The sequence below is a fragment of the Stenotrophomonas sp. 14P6.2.3 genome (assembly GCF_057799055.1).
Genome location: NZ_JBYOLA010000003.1, coordinates 232,915 through 251,694, shown reverse-complemented (window position 1 = coordinate 251,694; position 18,780 = coordinate 232,915). Strand labels below are relative to the sequence as shown.

Genomic DNA, 18,780 nt, shown 5'->3' with positions numbered 1-18,780 from the left:
CCATGGACGCAAGGCACGGGGCCCTGTGCGGGTTCCGCGATCAGACCACGATTTCGCCCTCGTCCTCGCCATCCCAGTAGTGGATGCGGCTGGCGTGCACGTGGATCAGCACCAGCCCCGGCGTGTCCACGCCCTGTTCGAACCACCGCTCCAGGTCCTTCACCCAATGCTGGGCCATCGTGCCGCGATCGCGGATCAACGCTGCCCTGCCCTGCACGTGCACGAACAGCGGCGGCTTGCCCAGCAGCGACTTGCTGCCGGTAAGACCCAGCGCCACGTTCGGGTCGGCGCTGATCTCGCGCACCATGTCGGTGCTTTCCATGGTGAAGAACCAGCTGTCGCCGTCGTAGTCCACATCGCCGTTGTTGCTCATCGGGCGGCCGGCGATCTGGCCACCGGCATGGGTCTGCAGCATGGTGAAATCAATGCCGGCCATCTTCTTGGCCAGTTCGGGCAGGGTGAGCGTGGTCATGCGCAGTTCCTTCGACAGGTGGGCGCCCAGCGTCTGCCCAGTGCGGTGACCGAGGCGTGGATGACTGCGGCCGGTTTCTTCACGCTGCGAGCCGGGCGGTGTTTCTGCGCTCGCGCTGCAGTGACACTCGAGCGTCAACGCGGATAGCGGAACACCAGATCGTCCGGATCGCTGCGCACCGCCGCCCCGTCCAGCACACCGCCAAGGCGAACCGCCACAGCCTGCGAAGCGTGGTTGTCCGCTGCCATGTAGCTGACCAGGGTCGGCAGGCCACGTACCACGAACGCCCAATCACGCAGCGCCGCGGCGGCTTCGCTGGCGAAACCCTGCCCTTCCTGCCCGGCATACAGCAGCCAGCCCAGTTCCTGTTCCGGGAACAGCGGGCCATGGTTGATGCCAACCTGGCCGATGCACTCGCCCGTATCGCGGCGCTCGATCATCAGCGCGCCGTGCCCGAACAGATGCCAGCTGGCCAGGTCGTGGCAGAACTGTCCCCACGCGGCAACCTCACCAAATGGCCCGCCCATGCCGCGCGCGCGGGGCGAGGCCAGGAATGCGGCATACACGGGGAAGTCGTCCAGGCGTTGCGCGCGCAGGCGCAGGCGGGGGGTTTCCAGCAGCGGAATGTCGATCATGCGTGTATCGGTCAGTACACGGCCAGGAAGCCGCACCCGCGGCGCTGTGGCTGGCCTTCAACCGTCACCTGCACGCTGGCCGATGTATCCACGCCTTCGGCATTGCGGCAAGGCTCGCGCTTGATCTCGACGATGGTGGGCTGCTTGCCCAGCTCACCGTTGAGTACTGTCAACGAACTGGGCGCACCGGCCGGCTGGCCGAGGTAGCGCAGCGTACCGGTGCTGTTGCGGCCGGCGATGGTGAGCGTGGCATCGTGGTTACCCTTGCCGGTGGAGGCGATCTCGATGGACCAGCCTTCACCACCGCCGGTGAAGGCTGGTACCGGGCTGGCATCCGCGGCGATCGAAGGATGACGCGGTGCATCGGCGCCCGCATCGGCTTGCGGTGCACTGCTGGCGCAGCCAGCGAACAGGCCCGCCACCAGCGTGGCAGTCACAACGGAACGCAGAGTCATGGCGTACTCCTCCGGCAGACGAGCGACCAGTCTAGGCAGAAGCGCGTGCGCTGGCGATGAACAAGGCTACCCTCAGCGTGCTGCACGCCCACCCGTAGCCACCTGCACCCGGTCGCGGCCCAGCGCTTTGGCCGCGTACATGGCGGTGTCGGCGGCGCGTACCAGCGCGTGCCAGCCGATCGGGTCAAGCGTGCCCTGGGCAACGCCGAAGCTGGCGGTGACCCGCAGGATCTCGCCACTGCCCAGCACGATGTCCTTGCCGCGCAGTGCCACCCGCAGCGACTCGGCCAGCTGCCGGCCACTGGCCAGATCGCCTTCGGCCAGCAGCACCAGGAATTCCTCGCCGCCGTAACGGGCGACGCTGTCGTTGCGGCGCAGGTGGCGGCGCAGCAGCTGCGCCACCTGCACCAGCACATCGTCGCCGGCCGCATGGCCCTGCCCATCGTTGATCGACTTGAAATGATCAACGTCCAGCAGAATCACCACCGCCTGCGTGCTTCCATCGGCATGCCGCTGTCGTACCAGTCCCTCCAGCGAGCGCCGGTTCAACAGGCCGGTCAGCTGATCGGTATCGGCCAGCTCACGCAGTTCACGGGTCAACGCCGAACGCTGATGCGACTTCGCCCGCAGTACCTCGATGGCATCGAACAGGCGCTGCATTTCCGCCATCGGGTGGGTGGCATGCTGCTCGGTACCCGGCGTATCCGAGGCGATCTGGATCACCTGCGCCTGCGCCTGCAGCAACGGCCGCAGGATCTGCACGTGGGCGATGCGCAGGGCCAGCGCAAGCAGCAGCAACGTCCCCAGCACCGTGGCGGCCAGCACGGCCAGGCGTACCGCTTCCTTGTTGCGGGTGTGCTCGAAGCGCGCGATCGAAACGCCGAGGTATCCATCGCGCAGCGCTTCCAGCGATTGCAGGGTGGGCACGTAGCGCGCGGTGAACTCGGCCGCCGTCCAGGGTGGCGGCACCCCACGCCGGCCATCTTCGATCAGCTGTTCCACCATCGGCAGCGACTGGCCGAAGAACTGCCGGCGCGCCATGTCCCAATGCCAGGACAGCGTCGGCTCGCTGCGGAATACAGACTCGTGGCTGGCCGCCAACTGCCACAGCTCCAGCAGGCGGCCCTGGGTCTGCTGCGCAGCGCGCACCTGTGGCTCCCGCCACGCGCCGGGCACCGCCAGCGGCACCATCACGTTGGATGCCAAGCGGCCACCGTGCTCGCGCAGGTCGATCAGGATCTGCCCCTGCATGGCAGGAATCGCGGCTTCGCGATCAGCCGCGACCAGGTCGCTGATCTGCACCGACGTCAGCGCCTGCAGCCGGTCGTACACCGCGAACATGCTGTTGATCGCGTGCTCCACCTCCTCTGCCGAGCGCTCGCCTCTGGGCAGTGCGGCGACGCGGTCCACCGCAGCGCGCGCGGTCTGCAGCCGCCGCTGCGCTTCATGCAGGCGTGGTGTTTCGTCCACCACCCGCGGGTCGGTCTGGAACACGCTCTGCAGGTGCTGCGTCGCTGCGTCCACCCGCTGCCGGGCGACCACCAGCTGTGCAGCCAACCGGCGCTGCTCCTGCGCATCGGTGCTGTCGGCGCCGAGCAGGCTGTTGGCTGGCCCACGCTCCGCCGATACAAGATTGGCCAGCTCGAAGGTCTGCCTCAGCTGCCGCAGGCTGACCAGGTTGGCCTCGGCTTCGGTATAGCGCTGCGTACCCTGCACCAGCGCAATGACCATCAGCGGCAGCGTGCACAGCACGAACAGGCCTGCGAGGATCCAGAGCCAGGTCTGCAGTCCGTTTGGCGATGCCCTGCGGCCCATCGATGTATCCCCTGGCGTGCGGATCAGTGTAGCGCTGCGCTCGCGTAACGGTGGGTCAAATCCAGCGCTGGTCCACCAGTTCGCGCTTCACGTAGGCGTAGAACACCGGCGCGGCCACCAGCCCAGGCAGGCCGAACGCCGCTTCCATCACCAGCATGGCCAGCAGCAGCTCCCAGGCGCGCGCCTGGATCTCGCCGCCGACGATGCGTGCGTTGAGGAAGTACTCCAGCTTGTGGATCACCACCAGGTACAGCAGCGCAGCCACGGCCACGTAGAACGATACCGACAACGCGACGATGGTGATGATGGTGTTGGAGATGATGTTGCCCACCACCGGCAGCAAGCCGGCGATGAAGGTGATCAGCACCAGCGTCTTCGACAGTGGCAGGTGCACGCCGAACAGCGGCAGCACGCCCAGCAGGAAGATGGCGGTGAACACGGTGTTGAGCAGCGAGATCTTGACCTGGGCAAATACCACCTGGCGGAACGCGGTGGCCAGGCGGCTGGTACGGCCGATCAGTTCCTGCGCCAGCGGGCCCATCTTCGGCAGCGGCAGTTCGTCGTACAGCGCGATCATCGCGCCCAGCACCATGCCGATCAGCACGCGCACCCCCACCTGCACCACCGACGTGCCGGCCACGCCCAGCTGGCGCTGGTGCTCGGCGGCCCATTCGTTGACGGCCGCGCGCAGCGCCGTCAGGTCTTCAGGGATGTAGGGCTGCAGCAGGGCCGGCACCTGGTGCCGGGAGGTGTTGAGGATGTCCATCAACCGTGCCAGCAACACGTCAGGGCCACCGGTCTCGTTGCGGAAGAACGAGGCCACGCCGATACCTGCCAGCACCAATGCGCTGATGATCACCGCCGACAGCACGATCACCGCGATCGCCCGTGCCCGCCCGGGACGCAGTTTGCCTTCCACGGTGGAGGCCAGCACATGGGTCAGCTGGAACACCAGCAGGCCCGACAGCAGGGTCACCACCAGGCCAAGCTTCAGTGCCAGCCACATGCCCAGCAGCATCATCAACCAGGCGGCGATGCGTGCGGCGGGAGGCTTGGGCAGGGTCGGGATGACGAGGGACATCGGGGCACATCCTGGAGGGGTGGCCCATGGTAGTGGATTGAGGTGATGCGCCCGCGCACGCGCGCATCCCTGCGGCCGCCGCCTGCCGTCAACGTGCGACCACCGCCCCTGCCGAACGTGCAAGTGCGGCCGCCTGCTGATCACCCTTGCGCTCGCTGTAGCGATCCACCAGGTAGTCCGAACGGTCCCGCGTGAGCAGGGTGAACTTGACCAGCTCCTCCATCACATCCACCACCCGGTCGTAGTACGCCGAGGGTTTCATCCGCCCGTTTTCGTCGAACTCCTGCCATGCCTTGGCCACCGAAGACTGGTTGGGAATGGTCAGCATGCGCATCCAGCGCCCCAGCACGCGCAGCGTGTTGACCGTGTTGAACGACTGCGAACCGCCACTGACCTGCATCACCGCCAGCGTCCTGCCCTGCGTCGGGCGCACGCTGCCATCTTCCAGCGGCAGCCAGTCGATCTGGTTCTTGAACACGCCGGTGACCGTGCCGTGGCGCTCCGGGCTGATCCAGACCTGGCCTTCGGACCATTGCGACCACTCGCGCAGGCGCTGCACTTCAGGGTGATCGGCGCCGACGCTGTCGAGCATGGGCAACGTATGCGGATCGAACACCCGGGTCTCGCAGCCGAGGTGGCGCAGCAGGTGCTCGGCCTCCAGCGCCAGCTTGCGGCTGAACGACTGCGGGCGCAGCGAGCCATACAGCAGCAGGATCCGCGGCGGGTGCGTGCGGCCCGTGCCCAGTTGAGACAGGTCGGGCTGGGGAAGCGAGGCTTCGGCCAGATTCGGGAGGATGGGACTTGCGATGGATTCATTCATTCGACTATTCTAGAAATATGGAAACGAAAAATGCAATCACCGCCCTCACCGCCCTTGGCCATGCCACCCGCCTGGCCGCCTTCCGGCTGCTGGTGGAAGCCGGCCCGGCCGGCCGCATGGCCGGCGACATCGGCACCGCCCTGCAGGTGCCGCCGGCCACGCTCAGCTTCCACCTGAAGGAGCTGCTGCAGGCCGGGCTGGTCGAGAGCGAGAGCCAGGGCCGCAACGTCTGCTACCGCGCCAACTTCAGTGCCATGACCGGCCTGATCGATTACCTGACCCATAACTGCTGCGCAGGCTCGCCCGACCCGGCCTGCAGCCCAGCGTCCCCTGATTGCGCCTGCTGACCGGAGATCCGCTTCGTGACCACACAACGCGTCCTGTTCCTGTGCACGGGCAATTCCGCCCGCAGTGTTCTTGCCGAAGCCACGCTGCGGGCGTGGGCCGGCCACCGTTTCGAGGTGTTCAGCGCCGGCAGCCAACCAGCAGGCGCGGTCAATCCATTCGCCCTTGCGCAGTTGCAGGCCGAGGGCATCGCCACCGCAGGCCTGCGCAGCAAATCGTGGGACGAGTTCGCTGACGGCACGCCGATGGACCTGGTGATCACGGTCTGCGATGCCGCAGCCGCCGAGGCGTGCCCGGTGGTGTTCGGCGACTTCGTGCGCACGCACTGGGGCTTGCCCGATCCGGCCGCCGTCGAGGGCAGCGCGGATGACAAGGCGGCCGCGTTCGTGCAGGCACACGCCATCGTCAAGGCGCGGCTGCTGGCCCTGCTGGCATTGCCCGCTGCCACTTGGTCCGACCGCGGGCAGTTGAAAGAAGCGCTGGATCGCATTGGTTTCGTGCAACCCGAGGACGACCAGGCGTGAGCGCGCCGGCACCGATGGGGTTGTTCGAGCGCTACCTGACGCTGTGGGTGGCGCTGTGCATCGTGGCCGGCACCCTGCTTGGCCACGCACTGCCGCAGCCATTTGCTGCGCTGGCGTCGGCGGAAGTGGCCAAGGTCAACCTGCCCATCGCCGTGCTGATCTGGCTGATGATCATCCCGATGCTGCTGCGGGTTGATTTCAGTGCGATGCGTCAGCTTGGCCAGCACTGGAAAGGCATCGGCGTAACGTTGTTCATCAACTGGGCGGTCAAGCCGTTCTCGATGGCACTGCTGGGCTGGTTCTTCCTGCGCCACGTATTTGCCGATGCGCTGCCCGCCGCACAGGTCGACAGCTACATCGCCGGTCTGATCCTGCTGGCGGCAGCGCCCTGCACCGCCATGGTGTTCGTATGGAGCAACCTGTGCCGCGGCGATGCCAACTTCACCCTCAGCCAGGTGGCGTTGAACGACGCGATCATGGTGGTGGCGTATGCACCGGTGGTGGCACTGCTGCTGGGCCTGTCGGCGATCAGCGTGCCGTCGGACACGCTGCTGCTGTCGGTGTCGCTATACATCATCGCGCCGGTGCTGGTGGCCGTACTGCTGCGGCGCTGGCTGCTGGCCCGCGGCGGGCAGGCCGGCCTGCAGTCCGCGCTGCGAAAGCTGGGGCCGGTCTCGCTGCTGGCGTTGCTGCTGACGCTGGTGCTGCTGTTCGGCTTCCAAGGCGAGCAGATCGTGCGGCAGCCGCTGGTCATCGCCATCCTGGCAGTACCGATCCTGATCCAGGTCTACTTCAACTCAGGGCTGGCCTACCTGCTCAACCGACGCCTGGGGGTCGCCCACTGCGTGGCCGGTCCTTCGGCGCTGATTGGTGCCAGCAACTTCTTCGAGCTGGCAGTGGCCACTGCCGTGGGGCTGTTCGGCGTGCATTCCGGTGCGGCGCTGGCGACGGTGGTCGGTGTATTGATCGAAGTGCCGGTGATGTTGTCGGTGGTGCGCATCGTCAATGCGTCGCGCGGCTGGTATGAGCGACGCTGAGGCGGGGCCGCGCCGTGCTTGCATGGACTACAGGCCGGTCATCTTCAGTGCTGCCTCGGGAAGCCGCTCGCCACTGAGGTGGATGTCCGCAAGCTGTTGATCGATACGGGCCAGGTCCTGCGCATCAAGCACCAGTTCAACGGCACCGAGATTTTCTTCCAGGCGATGCAGCTTCGTCGTCCCCGGAATCGGCGCGATCCAGGGTTTCTGCGCAAGCAACCAGGCCAATGCAACCTGCGCCGGCGTTGCGCCCTTCTCCGATGCCACGGTCTTCACTACGTCGACCAGTGCCATGTTCGCCCTGCGCGACGCTGCAGAGAAACGTGGCACGACAGTGCGGAAATCGGTGGCGTCGAACCGGGTGTGCTCGTCGATCCTGCCGGTCAGGAAACCCGCGCCCAGGGGACTGAACGGCACGAAGCCGATCTGCAGCTCCTGCAGCACGGAAAGCAGCTCATCTTCCGGGCCTCGCCAGAACAGCGAGTACTCGCTCTGCACCGCGGTCACTGCCTGCACGGCGTGTGCCCGGCGGATGGTCTGCACGCCTGCCTCGGATAGCCCGAAATGCTTGACCTTGCCTTCAGCGATCAGTTCTTTGACGGCGCCAGCGACCTCTTCGATCGGCACCGCCGGGTCCACCCGGTGCTGGTAGAACAGGTCGACGCGATCCGTGCGCAGCCGCTTCAGGCTGGCTTCGGCCACGGCTTTGATGTGCTCGGGCCGGCTGTTGGTGCCGCCGCCCCGTGCACCGGTTGCAGGGTCGATGTCGAAGCCGAACTTGGTGGCGATGACCACCTGGTCGCGCAGCGGCGCCAGCGCCTCGCCCACGAGTTCTTCATTGACGAAGGGACCGTAGGCTTCAGCAGTATCGAAGTGGGTGACGCCGCGTTCCACCGCGGTGCGGATGAGCGCGATCATCTCCCGCTTGTCGGCGGCCAGCCCATAGGCTGAACTCATGCCCATGCAGCCCAGCCCGAGGGCAGATACCTCCAGGCCTTGTCCAAGCTTCCGGGTCTTCATGTCTGGCTCCTTGTCGAGCGGTACGTGGGGTGGCCAGCATCGGGCAGCCGAGTCGTCATGGCGGCAATCTACGCCTCCCGCACCTGGTCTTGCAGAGGCATAATCGGATATCGCTTATATCTGGTGCGCATCAATGGGGATCGAACATTACGATCAGCTGGCCCTCTTCGCGCTGGTGGCGCGCGAGCGCAGCTTCACCCGCGCCGCCGCCCAGCTGGGCATGTCCCAGCCGGCATTGAGCCGGTCCATGCGGCAACTGGAAGAACGCCTGGGCGTGCGCCTGCTTGCCCGCACCACGCGCAGCGTGTCGCCGACCGAAGCTGGAGAACAGCTGCTGCGCGTCATCGCGCCCCGATTCGAAGAAATCGACAGCGAACTTGCCCAGCTCAATGCCTTCCGTGACAAACCCGCCGGCCGCCTGCGCATCACCGCCGGCGAGCACGCGGCGATCACCGTCATGCAACCGGTGCTGGGCAAGCTGCTGCCCGACCATCCCGATCTGAACATCGAAGTGATCGTGGACTACGGACTGACCGACATCGTCGCCGAGGGCTATGACGCCGGCATCCGCCTGGGGGAACAGGTGGCACGGGACATGATCGCGATGCCGGTCGGTCCGCAGCTGCGGATGGCGGTGGTGGGTTCGCCCGCCTATTTCCAGCGGCACCCCAGACCGAAATCGCCGCATGACCTGACCGGGCACAACTGCATCACCATCCGGCTGCCCACCCACGGCGGCATCTTCGCCTGGGAGTTCGAGAAGAAGGGCAAGGAACTGAAGGTGAGAGTGGAAGGCCAGCTGGTGTTCAACAACATCGCCATGCGCCTGCAGGCCGCACTGGAAGGGCTGGGCCTGGCCTACATGCCCGAGGATCTGGTGCACGCACACATCGAGGCCGGCACCTTGGTTCGCGTACTGGCCGACTGGTGCCCGCCCTTCCCGGGCTATCACCTGTACTACCCAAGCCGCCGGCAGTCCTCACCGGCCTTCACCCTGCTGCGCGATGCGCTGCGTTACGCACGCTGATCCGGCCCGCAGCGCAGGCAAGCATCAACGCGTGGAAGCGGCGACGTTCTGGTCAATGGCCGCATCGGCACGCGCTGCCGCAGCGGCCTCTCCGCTTTCGGCCAGCAGCCGCGCAACCTGGCGCAGCTGCGCGATGGTCAGGCCAACCCGCTGACTGGCCGCAACATGTGAGCGCAGCTGTGCTTCCACCCCGGGCGTGACTGCCAATGCGCCGACGGTGGCCAGCTCGCGGCTCTGCCAGTCCAGGTTGTCGCGTTCGAAGATGTCACCGAACAGGTGCGTCTGCAGGTACTGGTTGATGACCGGCGCGAACTCCATCACCGGGCCAGTGACCGGTGCGCCGGAGATACGCGTCTGGTTGGCGGTACCTGCGGCCAGCAATGCATTCCCTACCGGAATGGCGCGACTGGGTTCATGTCCGGGCGCGTCCTCGATGCCACGCTGCCTGCGGGCATCGGTCACGCGCAGCAGTTCCGCCAGCGCGTTGAGGCTGCGCGGGAAACCGGTATAGGCGTAAAGCTGCACCAGGATTTCCTTCGCTTCACTGACGGTGAGGCCGGCATCCAGACCACGGTTCAGCGCCATGTCGAGTCGGGGCATGTTGCTGGTGGCCATCGCAGCGGCAATCAACGGGATGGACTGCTGTCGGGCCGATAGCTGCTGTGCGTCGGCGTGGGTGTTGCTCATGGCGCGTGTCTCCTGCGGCGGATGGGCGTAGGCATGTGGCATGGTCAGGGCCGCCATGCAGATGCCGGCAGCAACCCAGCCGCATCGTCGCCGGCTAACGGGCGTTGTAAGCGTCATCACTGACCTTCTCCATCCAGTGCACGGTCTTGCCATCCACCGTGCCGCTCACCGCCAGATGAGTCATCGCACTGCTCGCCGATGCGCCATGCCAGTGCTTCACTCCCGGCGGACAGACCACCACATCCCCCGGTCGGATCTCCTGCACCGGCTTGCCCCATTGCTGGGTCAGGCCGACACCGGACACCACCACCAGCCGTTGCCCGGCGGGATGCGTATGCCACGCCGATCGCGCGCCGGCGTCGAACGTCACATAGGCCGCCGATGCAGGAATGCCCGCTTCGGCCGGGAACAACGGATCAACGCGGACCTTGCCGGTGAAGTACTCGGCTGGACCTGCGGTGGAAGCCTGCGTGCCACCACGCACGATCTGCTGCGTGTCTGCTTCGGCGCCCTGCGCCAAGGGCGCGGCGACACCCAGTGCAATGCCCAACAGTGTTCTGGTCATCATGAAGTCCTCAATGCAGATCGTTCTGTTTGTCGCCGCCCGGACGGGCACGGTCGATCACAACGTGCGTCCATAGAAAGTCGTCAGCTTGGCCACCGCCGCATCCACATGCCGCGGCACCCAGTAGGTTTCGATGTGGGTGGCACCTTCCAGGGTGAACAGCTCCTTGTCTTTGGTCCCTGTCGCTTTGGCGAACGCGTCCTCGGTCATGTAGCGGCTGTCGGCCTTGCTGCCGGCGATCATCAGCAGCGGCTGGTCGATCAGTTCGATCTGGTCGGTCGCATCCCAGCGCATCAGGTCCAGCAGGCTGCTGGTGGTGTACTTGAAGGTGGAGCCCGGATGAGCGTGCGTCTTCCAGTAATACTCATATCCCTGCCGGTAGAGATCGAAAGGCAGGCTGGCGATCTGCTCATCGGTCAGGTTGGCGTCGCCCGAGTACAGCACTTGGCCACCGGCAGCTTCCTGCGCGCGTGCGGCGGATGCCTGTTGAAGGCGCTGCTGGATCGTCTGCAGTTGCGAGTCCACATAACCATTGCGGCGGACACGCCCCGAGTTGAACATGCTGATCGTTGCCACCGCCCTGAAGCGCTTGTCGGTCTGCGCCGCAGCCAGCGAGTAGCCACCTCCGCCGCAGATGCCCAGCAGTCCCAGCCGCGTGGTGTCGACGCCCGGATAGCGGGTGATGTAGTCCGCCATGCCGAGGATGTCCTCGATGCGGAAGGCAGGCTTGTCCACGTTGCGTGGCTGACCGCCGCTGGCCCCCTGGTAGGCCGCATCGGCGGTGATGGTGATGTACCCCTCCGCGGCCAGTCGCTGGGCGTACAGGCCTGCAACCTGTTCCTTGACCCCGCCATTGGGGTGCGCCACCACGACTGCCGGGTATTTCCTGCCGGGCGCGTAGTGAGGCGGCGTGTAGACGTTGGCGGCGATCTGCAGGCCATTGAGCGTGTACGACACCGGATGGATGTTCACCTCACCGACGACGTTGCCGGTGATGGCCCCTTCATAGGCCAACGTATACGGGTTCTCACGGTAATCGGCTGCCTGCGCGTTGCCTGCGGCCAGTCCTATCGCGATGGCCAGCAGTGTGGCGTGGAGGGCATTTCGCTTCATGGATGTCTCCCTTCAATCCAGGTGCTTGTCGGCAAGGAATGTCGATACGAGATCGGCGATCTCGATGTTGTTGAGGTCGGAGAAGATGAAGTGGCTGTTGCCCTTGATGCCGATCTCCGGCAGATGGATGAGGCGCACATCGCCACCATGACGGTTGACGGCGTCCCGCCACAGCCGCGCCATCTGCAGCCGCGCCCGCCAGCTGTCCTGGGCCGGCAGCCTCACGGGGTCGGCGGGTATGTTGTCGCCGTAGAAGATCAGGATCGGAATGCGGGTCAGCGCATCGAACTGGTCCTGCGCAACGACGCGTGGCACAAGCGTGTCGAATGCGCTGGTGATGGGTGCCGGTGCTTCGCCTTCGGGGAACACGAAATCGCTGCCTGGCTCGAACGCAACGATGGCGCGCACGCCGGGGTTGCTGATCGCGGCAAGCCAACCGGGCCCACCGCCCTGCGAATGGGTGAACAGGATCGCTGGGCCGGTCTTGTCCAGCAGCGCGGAGATCCCCTGGGCGACAACCGCGCTGTCGTAGGGCCCGGTATTGGGTGTCATGGAGCGGAAGAACTGCTCGCGGGCGACTCCGCCAGGCGGGAACTGGCTGCCCGCGAACGCGTCGGGCCATACGCCGATGCGGAACTGGTTGAACCACAACTGCTCATCGGCCAATGGCTTGATGGTCTGCTCGACCATGCTCCTGCCGGCCTTTCCGCGCCGGGGCTGGTCCAGCAGGTAGGTCGCAAAGCGCCGGCGCAGGAAGAGGTTCTGGAAACCTTCGCGCCCATCGGCCGTGGTTTCCCAGCTCCTGGACGACTGGCCCGCACCATGCAGCATCACGATCGGCAATGGCCGGGCATTTACCGGTATCTGGTAGAACGCATAGACATGGTCGCCATGGAAGGTCTGACCTTCAGGCAGCAGCGGCCGGTACGGATCGAACGTACCCGGCGCAGTGGCGACCGAACCGCCGGCAAGCAGGCTGCCCTGCTGCTGTATCTGCAGCGGCTGCGGTACTGCCGCCGATGCAAGGCTGGCTACGGCCAACAGGGCGACCAGCATGCCTGTGCGCGGAAGAAGGGTGCGGAAGGTAGCTCTGGCTGGCATCGGGGCACGTGCTCATTCGACGAGCCCCCACGCTAACGGCCGCGCACTGATGGAAACAGAGCATCAGCTGGATATCACTCATGCGTGTGGGATATGAATCGAAGGACCTGTCCCGCAGGATGCCGGAGCTGTTGGTCTCAACACCGACTTCACTCGTGATGGGCTTCGATGCCCGCACAGGTTCTCGACCTCCATCCACGCTGCCCACCCTGAGGACGTTGCCGTGAACACATCACTTCACTCTCTTGCGAAGCTGGCCGCCCGTGTGTTGCTGATGCTGCTGTTCCTGGTATCCGGCCTGGGCAAGCTGTCCGACCCGGCGGCAACACAGGGCTACATGGCGGCGATGGGTCTTCCCGGCATCCTGCTGTGGCCCACCATCCTGTTCGAGATCGGCACGGCCCTGTGCATCCTGTTCGGCTTCCAGACCCGGGCAGTGGCAGCGGTGCTGGCCGCCTTCAGCCTGGTCACGGCCTTCATCTTCCACCACCAGCTGGCCGACCCGGTGCAGCAGATCATGTTCCTGAAGAATCTGGCCATCGCCGGCGGCTTCCTGCTGCTGGCGTGCAGCGGGCCAGGGCGCTACAGCGTGGACGCGAAGCGCGGGAAGCCCTGAGGCGGGGAAGGCGCGGCACCACGCTGCGCCGCCCTCACCTGCCCCTGGGCGACGCCGTCGAGCCCCGCACCATCAGGCTGAACTCCAGCGTCTGCTGACGCGGCACGTCCGCCTGTTCGATGATGGCGAGCAGCAGGTTGACCGCGCGCTCGCCGATCTCCCGCATCGGCTGCCTGATGGTCGTCAACGGAGGCGTCAGGTAACGCGATGACGCCAGGTCATCGAAGCCGACGATGGAGACGTCATCCGGCACGCGGATGCCCAGATCCCGGCAGGCTGCCAGGGTGCCCAGCGCCATCTGGTCGCTGAAGCAGAAGATCGCGGTGGGCGCCGGCGCGACGGCCAACAGCGCCATCGCGGCCGCATGGCCGGACTCCACCGAAAAGTCACCCGGCACGATGCTGAGGTGGCGCAGGCGGCCACGCGCCGTGCCGGCGGCGCGAACCCCTTCCAGCCGTTGCGTGTGCAGCGGATTGTCGGGCGGCCCGCCTACCACGGCGATCCGCTCATGCCCCAGGCCGTACAGGTGTTCCATCACCGCGCGCGCGGCGGCGGCGTTGTCGATGTGGACGCTGGGAATGCCCAGCGCGGGGTCGAACTCGCAGCCGTTGACCACCGGCGCGGCGACACCCCGTTGCTCGACGATATCGCGCGCTGTCGGCGGCAGGCGATGCCCCAGCACGATCAGGCCATCGGCCTCGTTGCGCCGGAGCATCTGCGCGTAGCGCTCCTCGCGCTCGGGCAGGTTCTGGGTATCGCCCAGCAGGACGGCGTAGCCGACGGCCTGCGCCGCGTCCTCCGCGCCCTGCAGGATCTGCGCGAAGAACGGGTTGGCAATGTCCGGCACGGTAACCAGGATCTTGCCGCTGCGCTGGGTCTTGAGCGTCCTGGCAACGGTGTTGGGAACATAGCCCAGCGCAGCGGCAGCCTGCTCGATGCGCGTGCGGGTCGCCGGCAGGACTTTGTCCGGCCGGGAAAGGGCTCGCGACACCGTGCCGGCAGAGACGCCGACGTGCTTTGCGATGTCGTAGATGGTGGCCATGGCGTTAGTTCTCCTGTCCGCTGTGCAGTGCACAACAGGTCCTGCGTGAGCCCCTGCTAGGATAATGCAATCGATTGCATCGAGGGCGAATCACGTTGAAGACGCTCAAGGGTCCAGCGCTGTTCCTGGCGCAGTTCATCGGCGACACAGCTCCTTTTGATCGGCTGGACACGCTGGCCGGATGGGCCGCGGGCCTGGGCTATTCTGGCCTACAAGTGCCGACCAGCGCGCCCCACCTGTTCGATCTGGCCGAGGCGGCGCACAGCCAGGCGTACTGCGACGACATCGCCGGCATGCTGACCGGACATGGCCTGCAGATCACCGAACTGTCCACTCACCTGCAAGGGCAGCTGGTCGCCGTCCATCCCGCCTACGACAGCCTGTTCGACGGATTCGCGCCGCCGGACAAACGCGGTGATCCTGCCGCCCGCCAGGCCTGGGCGGTGGAGCAGCTGCTGCTGGCCGCCAAGGCCAGCCAGCGCCTGGGGCTGACGGCGCATGCCACGTTCTCCGGCGCGCTGGCCTGGCCGTATTTCTACCCTTGGCCGCAACGACCGCCTGGTCTTGTGGAAGAAGCCTTCGCCGAACTCGGCCGCCGCTGGCGCCCCATCCTGGATGCGTTCGACGCGTGCGGCGTGGACCTGTGCTTCGAGATCCACCCGGGTGAGGACCTGCATGACGGCGCCACCTTCGAGCGCTTCCTCGACGTGGTGGACCACCATCCCCGCGCGAAGATCCTGTACGACCCCAGCCATATGCTGCTGCAGCAGATGGACTACCTCGGCTTCATCGACCGCTACCACGCGCGCATCGGCATCTTCCACGTCAAGGATGCGGAATATCACGCCAGCGCGCGCAGTGGCGTGTATGGCGGCTACCAGGACTGGATCGATCGTCCAGGCCGGTTCCGTTCACTCGGCGATGGGCAGATCGACTTCAAGGCGATCTTCTCGAAATTCGCGCAGTACGACTTCCCCGGCTGGGCAGTGCTGGAGTGGGAGTGCTGCCTGAAGCACCCGGAAGACGGTGCACGGGAAGGAGCCGCTTTCATCCGCGACCACATCATCCGCGTGACCGAACGCGCCTTCGACGACTTTGCCGACAGCGGCACGGACGCCGCTTCACTGCACCGCATGCTGGGAATCTGAGCCGATACCGCCCCGGGAGGGCAAGCCATGACGCACGCGATGTCGCGCTTGGGCGCGATGATGTTTCTGCAGTTCTTCATCTGGGGCGCGTGGTTCGTGACCCTGGGAACCTATCTCGTCCAAGGCCCGCTGCAGGCCAGTGCAAGCCAGGTGGCGACGGCCTTCCTCAGCCAGTCCATCGGCGCCATCGTGGCCCCCTTCCTGGTCGGCCTGATCGCGGATCGCTACTTCGCCGCCCAGCGCATCCTCGCGGTACTTCACCTGGCCGGCGCGGCGCTGATGTGGCTGGCGTCCACGGCGACGGACTTCAACACGTTCTTCGCCTGCGTGATGGGCTACATGTTGCTGTTCATGCCGACGCTGGCGTTGGCCAACAGCGTGGCGATGCGGCACATGCAATCGCCCGAGAAACAATTCCCCCCGGTGCGCGTGGCCGGCAGCATCGGCTGGATCGTGGCCGGCGTGCTGATCGGCTGGTTGGGCTGGGAGCAGGCGCACCGGCTTGAGCTGACATTCCGGATGGCGGCGATGGCGTCGCTGGCCCTCGGTCTGTACGCGTTCACCCTGCCGCATACGCCGCCGCTGGCGCAGCAGCGCGATGCCGGGCTGGGACAGATCCTGGGGCTGGATTCGCTGCGGCTGCTGAAGTCACGCTCGTATCTGGTGTTCTTCCTGTCGTCCATCGCCATCTGCGTCCCGCTGGCGTTCTACTACAACTTCACCAACCCGTACCTCAATGATCTCGGTGTGCGCGGCGCAGCGGGCCTGCAGTCGCTGGGGCAGGTCTCCGAAGTCCTGCTGATGCTGGCCATGCCGTTCCTGTTCGTGCGGCTGGGGGTGAAGACGATGCTGGCGGTAGGCATGGCCGCGTGGGTAGTGCGTTATGCCATGTTCGCCTTTGGCGATGCAGGCGGCGGCTTCTCGCTGCTGGTGATCGGCATCGTGCTGCACGGCATCTGCTACGACTTCTTCTTCGTCACCGGCCAGATCTACACCGATGCGCATGCCGGCCCGGCCGCGCGCAGCAGCGCGCAGGGCTTCATCACCCTGGCCACGTACGGCGTGGGCATGTTGATCGGCACGTTCCTGTCCGGCGCGGTGGTGGAGCACTTCACCACGGCGGCGGGACCGGACTGGCAGCAGATCTGGCTGTTCCCGGCAGGCGTCGCGCTGATCGTGCTGGTCGCCTTCCTGTTGCTGTTCCGCGACCGGCCGGTGGTCGCGGCCGCACCTTCCACGCCCTGAGGACACTACCCGATGCCAAAGCTTGGAATCGCCATCGTCGGTACGGGCATGATCGCTGCCGTGCATCGCCGCGCGGCACTGCTGGCCGGCGCCGATATCCGTGGCGTGGCCGCCTCCTCCCCGCAACGCGCGCTTGAAGTGGCGCAGTCGTGGAATGTTCCACGCGGCTATCGGGACATCGAGGAGGTGGTCGCCGACCCACAGGTCCAGGTCGTGCATGTCTGCACGCCCAACCATCTGCACCACTCCATGGCACAGGCCGCACTGCAGGCCGGCAAGCATGTGATCTGCGAGAAGCCGCTGGCCACCATGCTGGAAGACGCCGCGGCCCTGGCTGCGCTGGCTGCCGCGACCGGACTGATCGCCACGGTGCCCTTCGTCTACCGCTACCACCCGGTCGTCCGCGAGGCGCGCGCACGCATCGCGCAGGGCGAACTGGGACCGCTGCACCTGATCCATGGCAGCTACCTGCAGGACTGGCTGCTGGACCCGGCCAGCAACAACTGGCGCGTGGACCCGGCACTGGGCGGCGCATCGCGCGTGTTCGCCGACATCGGCTCGCACTGGTGCGACCTGGTGGAGTGGGTCAGCGGCGAGCGTTTCACCGAGGTCAGCGCGGCGTTCGACACGGTGATCGCCGAACGCAGCGCCGACACCGGCAAGAGCTTCACGACAGCGGCGGCAGGTGGCGCGATGCAGGCGGTGGCGAGCGAGGACGTGGCCGCGGCGATGTTCCGTACCGGCGCCGGTACGCTGGCATCGTTGACGGTCAGTCAGGTATCGGCGGGACGCCGCAATCGCCTCTGGTTCGAGATCGATGGCGCCAGAGCCAGCGTGGCCTTCAACCAGGAGGACGCCGAGCGGCTGTGGATCGGCCTGCCCGAGCAGCGCGAGGAAATCTTCGTGCGTGGGCCAGGCGCCGGCAGTGCCGAACAGCGCCGGCTGTCGGTGCTGCCGGCGGGGCACGCGCAGGGCTATGGCCATTGCTTCGAAGCATTTGTTGCCGACACCTATCGCGCCATCGAAGGCGAGCGGCCGCACGGCCTGCCCACCTTCGAAGACGGCATGCGCTCGGCGCAGATCGTCGACCGCGTCATCACATCGGCCAGGACGCGCGCCTGGACCGCCATCGGTTGAATCCCGGGAGGATCTTTTGATGAACACCCCTGTTCGTAGAGCTGCGACGCTCGCAGTGCTGCTGCTCGCTGCCCTGCCCGCTTTCGCACGCGAAGCTGCCGGCCCACAAAAGCCCATCGCGGTACAGATGTACACCCTGCGCAATGCCGGCTCGCTTGAGCAGCAGCTGAAGATCGTCCAAGACGCGGGCGTGGGTGCGGTGGAAACGGTGGGCACGCAGGGCGTCAGCGCTACCGAACTCAAGCAGTTGCTGGGGAGGTATTCGATCAAGGCGATTTCCTCGCACGTGCCATTGGCCGAGCTGCGCAAGGACCTTGACGGCGTGGTGGCCTTCAACCGATTGATCGGCAACACCACGCTGGTGGTGCCATACCTGGACGCGAAGGATCGGCCGACCGATGCCGCGGGCTGGACCGCACTGGGCACGGAGCTGGGCAGGATCGCGAAACAGGTACGCGCCAAGGGCATGCGACTGGCCTACCACAACCACGATTTCGAGCTCGTCGACTTCAATGGCCGGACAGGACTGGAACTGCTGTTCGCAGCGGCGGGGCCCGACCTGCAGACCGAGCTGGACCTGGCCTGGGTCGCGCGTGCGGGCCTGGACCCGGCGGTGATGCTGGCGAAATTCCGCGGTCGGCTGTTCGCGGTACACGCCAAGGACAACGCACCCAAAGGCCAGGCCGAAGACGAGGGTGGCTTTGCCGCCGTCGGCCAGGGCGTGCTGGACTGGAAGGCGATCCTGCCGGCCGCGGCAAAGGCCGGCGTGCAGTGGTACATCGTCGAGCACGACCAGCCGCGCGACCCGGCCAAAGTCATCCAGACCGGCGCGGATTACCTGCGGGAACACCTGACCGTCACCCTGCCCGCCAGCGCACAGCGCTAGCGAAGGAGA

At 66.3% G+C, this 18,780-nt stretch carries 21 protein-coding genes; 9 read left to right on the top strand and 12 right to left on the bottom strand.

What is annotated here, in order from left to right; genetic code table 11:
• Window positions 1-40: 40 nt before the first annotated feature.
• The 6 genes from AC27VL_RS04650 to arsH all read right to left on the bottom strand — a co-directional run bounded on the left by AC27VL_RS04650 (window position 41) and on the right by arsH (window position 5,278).
• Window positions 41-472 carry a pyridoxamine 5'-phosphate oxidase family protein gene (locus tag AC27VL_RS04650; protein WP_488765667.1) on the bottom strand — a complete coding sequence of 144 codons (432 nt, stop codon included), beginning with the start codon at window positions 470-472 and terminating at the stop codon, window positions 41-43.
• Window positions 473-606: 134 nt separating this feature from the next.
• A complete protein-coding gene (locus tag AC27VL_RS04645; protein WP_488765666.1) occupies window positions 607-1,107 on the bottom strand; it encodes a GNAT family N-acetyltransferase in 501 nt (166 codons plus the stop codon).
• Window positions 1,108-1,118: 11 nt separating this feature from the next.
• A complete protein-coding gene (locus AC27VL_RS04640; RefSeq protein ID WP_100551810.1) occupies window positions 1,119-1,562 on the bottom strand; it encodes a hypothetical protein in 444 nt (147 codons plus the stop codon).
• Between the two features lie 72 nt (window positions 1,563-1,634).
• Window positions 1,635-3,377 (bottom strand): GGDEF domain-containing protein, encoded by a 1,743-nt coding sequence (locus tag AC27VL_RS04635; protein ID WP_488765665.1) that lies wholly within the window; start codon window positions 3,375-3,377, stop codon window positions 1,635-1,637.
• A gap of 55 nt (window positions 3,378-3,432) precedes the next feature.
• Entirely contained in the window at window positions 3,433-4,398 is a 966-nt protein-coding gene (locus AC27VL_RS04630; protein WP_229979026.1) for an AI-2E family transporter, read from the bottom strand.
• Between the two features lie 148 nt (window positions 4,399-4,546).
• A complete protein-coding gene (arsH, locus tag AC27VL_RS04625) occupies window positions 4,547-5,278 on the bottom strand; it encodes an arsenical resistance protein ArsH (protein ID WP_488765663.1) in 732 nt (243 codons plus the stop codon).
• 17 nt (window positions 5,279-5,295) lie between these two features.
• On the opposite strand from arsH, the gene AC27VL_RS04620 reads away from it, so the two are divergent.
• Genes AC27VL_RS04620 through arsB form a run of 3 tightly spaced genes read left to right on the top strand, consistent with a single transcriptional unit; the run spans window position 5,296 to window position 7,184 of the window.
• On the top strand, window positions 5,296-5,625 hold the full coding sequence (locus tag AC27VL_RS04620) for an ArsR/SmtB family transcription factor (RefSeq protein ID WP_488765662.1): 330 nt from the start codon (window positions 5,296-5,298) through the stop codon (window positions 5,623-5,625).
• Window positions 5,626-5,640: 15 nt separating this feature from the next.
• A complete protein-coding gene (locus tag AC27VL_RS04615) occupies window positions 5,641-6,147 on the top strand; it encodes an arsenate reductase ArsC (RefSeq protein ID WP_488765661.1) in 507 nt (168 codons plus the stop codon).
• 14 nt (window positions 6,148-6,161) lie between these two features.
• A complete protein-coding gene (gene arsB / locus AC27VL_RS04610) occupies window positions 6,162-7,184 on the top strand; it encodes an ACR3 family arsenite efflux transporter (protein ID WP_488765701.1) in 1,023 nt (340 codons plus the stop codon).
• Window positions 7,185-7,211: 27 nt separating this feature from the next.
• On the opposite strand, the gene AC27VL_RS04605 is transcribed toward arsB, so the two are convergent.
• Window positions 7,212-8,204 (bottom strand): aldo/keto reductase, encoded by a 993-nt coding sequence (locus AC27VL_RS04605; RefSeq protein ID WP_100551804.1) that lies wholly within the window; start codon window positions 8,202-8,204, stop codon window positions 7,212-7,214.
• A 133-nt stretch (window positions 8,205-8,337) separates the two neighbouring features.
• Between AC27VL_RS04605 and AC27VL_RS04600 the strand changes: the two genes are divergently transcribed.
• Complete coding sequence (locus AC27VL_RS04600; protein WP_100551803.1) at window positions 8,338-9,231, top strand: LysR family transcriptional regulator; 894 nt, start codon at window positions 8,338-8,340, stop codon at window positions 9,229-9,231.
• A 24-nt stretch (window positions 9,232-9,255) separates the two neighbouring features.
• Here the strand turns inward: AC27VL_RS04600 and AC27VL_RS04595 are convergent, their stop codons facing one another.
• The 4 genes from AC27VL_RS04595 to AC27VL_RS04580 form a co-directional block, all read right to left on the bottom strand.
• Window positions 9,256-9,918, bottom strand: coding sequence for a carboxymuconolactone decarboxylase family protein (locus AC27VL_RS04595; protein ID WP_223880006.1), 663 nt, complete (start codon window positions 9,916-9,918; stop codon window positions 9,256-9,258).
• 94 nt (window positions 9,919-10,012) lie between these two features.
• On the bottom strand, window positions 10,013-10,483 hold the full coding sequence (locus AC27VL_RS04590) for a (R)-mandelonitrile lyase (RefSeq protein ID WP_100554062.1): 471 nt from the start codon (window positions 10,481-10,483) through the stop codon (window positions 10,013-10,015).
• A 57-nt stretch (window positions 10,484-10,540) separates the two neighbouring features.
• Window positions 10,541-11,596 (bottom strand): alpha/beta hydrolase, encoded by a 1,056-nt coding sequence (locus AC27VL_RS04585; protein WP_488765660.1) that lies wholly within the window; start codon window positions 11,594-11,596, stop codon window positions 10,541-10,543.
• A gap of 12 nt (window positions 11,597-11,608) precedes the next feature.
• Window positions 11,609-12,652: an alpha/beta hydrolase gene (locus tag AC27VL_RS04580; protein WP_243381682.1), complete on the bottom strand. Its 1,044-nt coding sequence runs from the start codon at window positions 12,650-12,652 to the stop codon at window positions 11,609-11,611.
• Window positions 12,653-12,920: 268 nt separating this feature from the next.
• Here AC27VL_RS04580 and AC27VL_RS04575 point away from each other — a divergent pair, with 268 nt between their 5' ends.
• The gene (locus AC27VL_RS04575; RefSeq protein ID WP_100551799.1) at window positions 12,921-13,313 is read left to right on the top strand and encodes a DoxX family protein; all 393 of its coding nucleotides are present in this window, start codon (window positions 12,921-12,923) and stop codon (window positions 13,311-13,313) included.
• A gap of 34 nt (window positions 13,314-13,347) precedes the next feature.
• Here the strand turns inward: AC27VL_RS04575 and AC27VL_RS04570 are convergent, their stop codons facing one another.
• Window positions 13,348-14,355, bottom strand: a complete 1,008-nt coding sequence (locus AC27VL_RS04570) for a LacI family DNA-binding transcriptional regulator (protein ID WP_488765658.1) — start codon at window positions 14,353-14,355, stop codon at window positions 13,348-13,350.
• Between the two features lie 95 nt (window positions 14,356-14,450).
• Between AC27VL_RS04570 and AC27VL_RS04565 the strand changes: the two genes are divergently transcribed.
• From AC27VL_RS04565 to AC27VL_RS04550, 4 genes are read left to right on the top strand one after another with little or no spacing between them, the layout of a single operon-like run.
• On the top strand, window positions 14,451-15,503 hold the full coding sequence (locus AC27VL_RS04565; RefSeq protein ID WP_488765657.1) for a sugar phosphate isomerase/epimerase family protein: 1,053 nt from the start codon (window positions 14,451-14,453) through the stop codon (window positions 15,501-15,503).
• 27 nt (window positions 15,504-15,530) lie between these two features.
• Window positions 15,531-16,748, top strand: coding sequence for a nucleoside permease (locus AC27VL_RS04560; RefSeq protein WP_100551796.1), 1,218 nt, complete (start codon window positions 15,531-15,533; stop codon window positions 16,746-16,748).
• 12 nt (window positions 16,749-16,760) lie between these two features.
• On the top strand, window positions 16,761-17,885 hold the full coding sequence (locus tag AC27VL_RS04555) for a Gfo/Idh/MocA family protein (RefSeq protein ID WP_100551795.1): 1,125 nt from the start codon (window positions 16,761-16,763) through the stop codon (window positions 17,883-17,885).
• 19 nt (window positions 17,886-17,904) lie between these two features.
• Window positions 17,905-18,771 carry a sugar phosphate isomerase/epimerase family protein gene (locus AC27VL_RS04550; protein ID WP_100551794.1) on the top strand — a complete coding sequence of 289 codons (867 nt, stop codon included), beginning with the start codon at window positions 17,905-17,907 and terminating at the stop codon, window positions 18,769-18,771.
• Window positions 18,772-18,780: the final 9 nt, after the last annotated feature.

Bases quoted from the DNA above. Each gene is read 5' to 3' on its own strand.
- AC27VL_RS04650 (WP_488765667.1), bottom strand. From the start codon at position 472: ATGACCACGCTCACCCTGCCCGAACTGGCCAAGAAGATGGCCGGCATT.
- AC27VL_RS04645 (WP_488765666.1), bottom strand. From the start codon at position 1,107: ATGATCGACATTCCGCTGCTGGAAACCCCCCGCCTGCGCCTGCGCGCG.
- AC27VL_RS04640 (WP_100551810.1), bottom strand. From the start codon at position 1,562: ATGACTCTGCGTTCCGTTGTGACTGCCACGCTGGTGGCGGGCCTGTTC.
- AC27VL_RS04635 (WP_488765665.1), bottom strand. From the start codon at position 3,377: ATGGGCCGCAGGGCATCGCCAAACGGACTGCAGACCTGGCTCTGGATC.
- AC27VL_RS04630 (WP_229979026.1), bottom strand. From the start codon at position 4,398: ATGATGCTGCTGGGCATGTGGCTGGCACTGAAGCTTGGCCTGGTGGTG.
- arsH (WP_488765663.1), bottom strand. From the start codon at position 5,278: ATGAATGAATCCATCGCAAGTCCCATCCTCCCGAATCTGGCCGAAGCC.
- AC27VL_RS04620 (WP_488765662.1), top strand. From the start codon at position 5,296: ATGGAAACGAAAAATGCAATCACCGCCCTCACCGCCCTTGGCCATGCC.
- arsB (WP_488765701.1), top strand. From the start codon at position 6,162: ATGGGGTTGTTCGAGCGCTACCTGACGCTGTGGGTGGCGCTGTGCATC.
- AC27VL_RS04605 (WP_100551804.1), bottom strand. From the start codon at position 8,204: ATGAAGACCCGGAAGCTTGGACAAGGCCTGGAGGTATCTGCCCTCGGG.
- AC27VL_RS04600 (WP_100551803.1), top strand. From the start codon at position 8,338: ATGGGGATCGAACATTACGATCAGCTGGCCCTCTTCGCGCTGGTGGCG.
- AC27VL_RS04595 (WP_223880006.1), bottom strand. From the start codon at position 9,918: ATGAGCAACACCCACGCCGACGCACAGCAGCTATCGGCCCGACAGCAG.
- AC27VL_RS04590 (WP_100554062.1), bottom strand. From the start codon at position 10,483: ATGACCAGAACACTGTTGGGCATTGCACTGGGTGTCGCCGCGCCCTTG.
- AC27VL_RS04585 (WP_488765660.1), bottom strand. From the start codon at position 11,596: ATGAAGCGAAATGCCCTCCACGCCACACTGCTGGCCATCGCGATAGGA.
- AC27VL_RS04580 (WP_243381682.1), bottom strand. From the start codon at position 12,652: ATGCTGGTCGCCCTGTTGGCCGTAGCCAGCCTTGCATCGGCGGCAGTA.
- AC27VL_RS04570 (WP_488765658.1), bottom strand. From the start codon at position 14,355: ATGGCCACCATCTACGACATCGCAAAGCACGTCGGCGTCTCTGCCGGC.
- AC27VL_RS04560 (WP_100551796.1), top strand. From the start codon at position 15,531: ATGACGCACGCGATGTCGCGCTTGGGCGCGATGATGTTTCTGCAGTTC.
- AC27VL_RS04555 (WP_100551795.1), top strand. From the start codon at position 16,761: ATGCCAAAGCTTGGAATCGCCATCGTCGGTACGGGCATGATCGCTGCC.
- AC27VL_RS04550 (WP_100551794.1), top strand. From the start codon at position 17,905: ATGAACACCCCTGTTCGTAGAGCTGCGACGCTCGCAGTGCTGCTGCTC.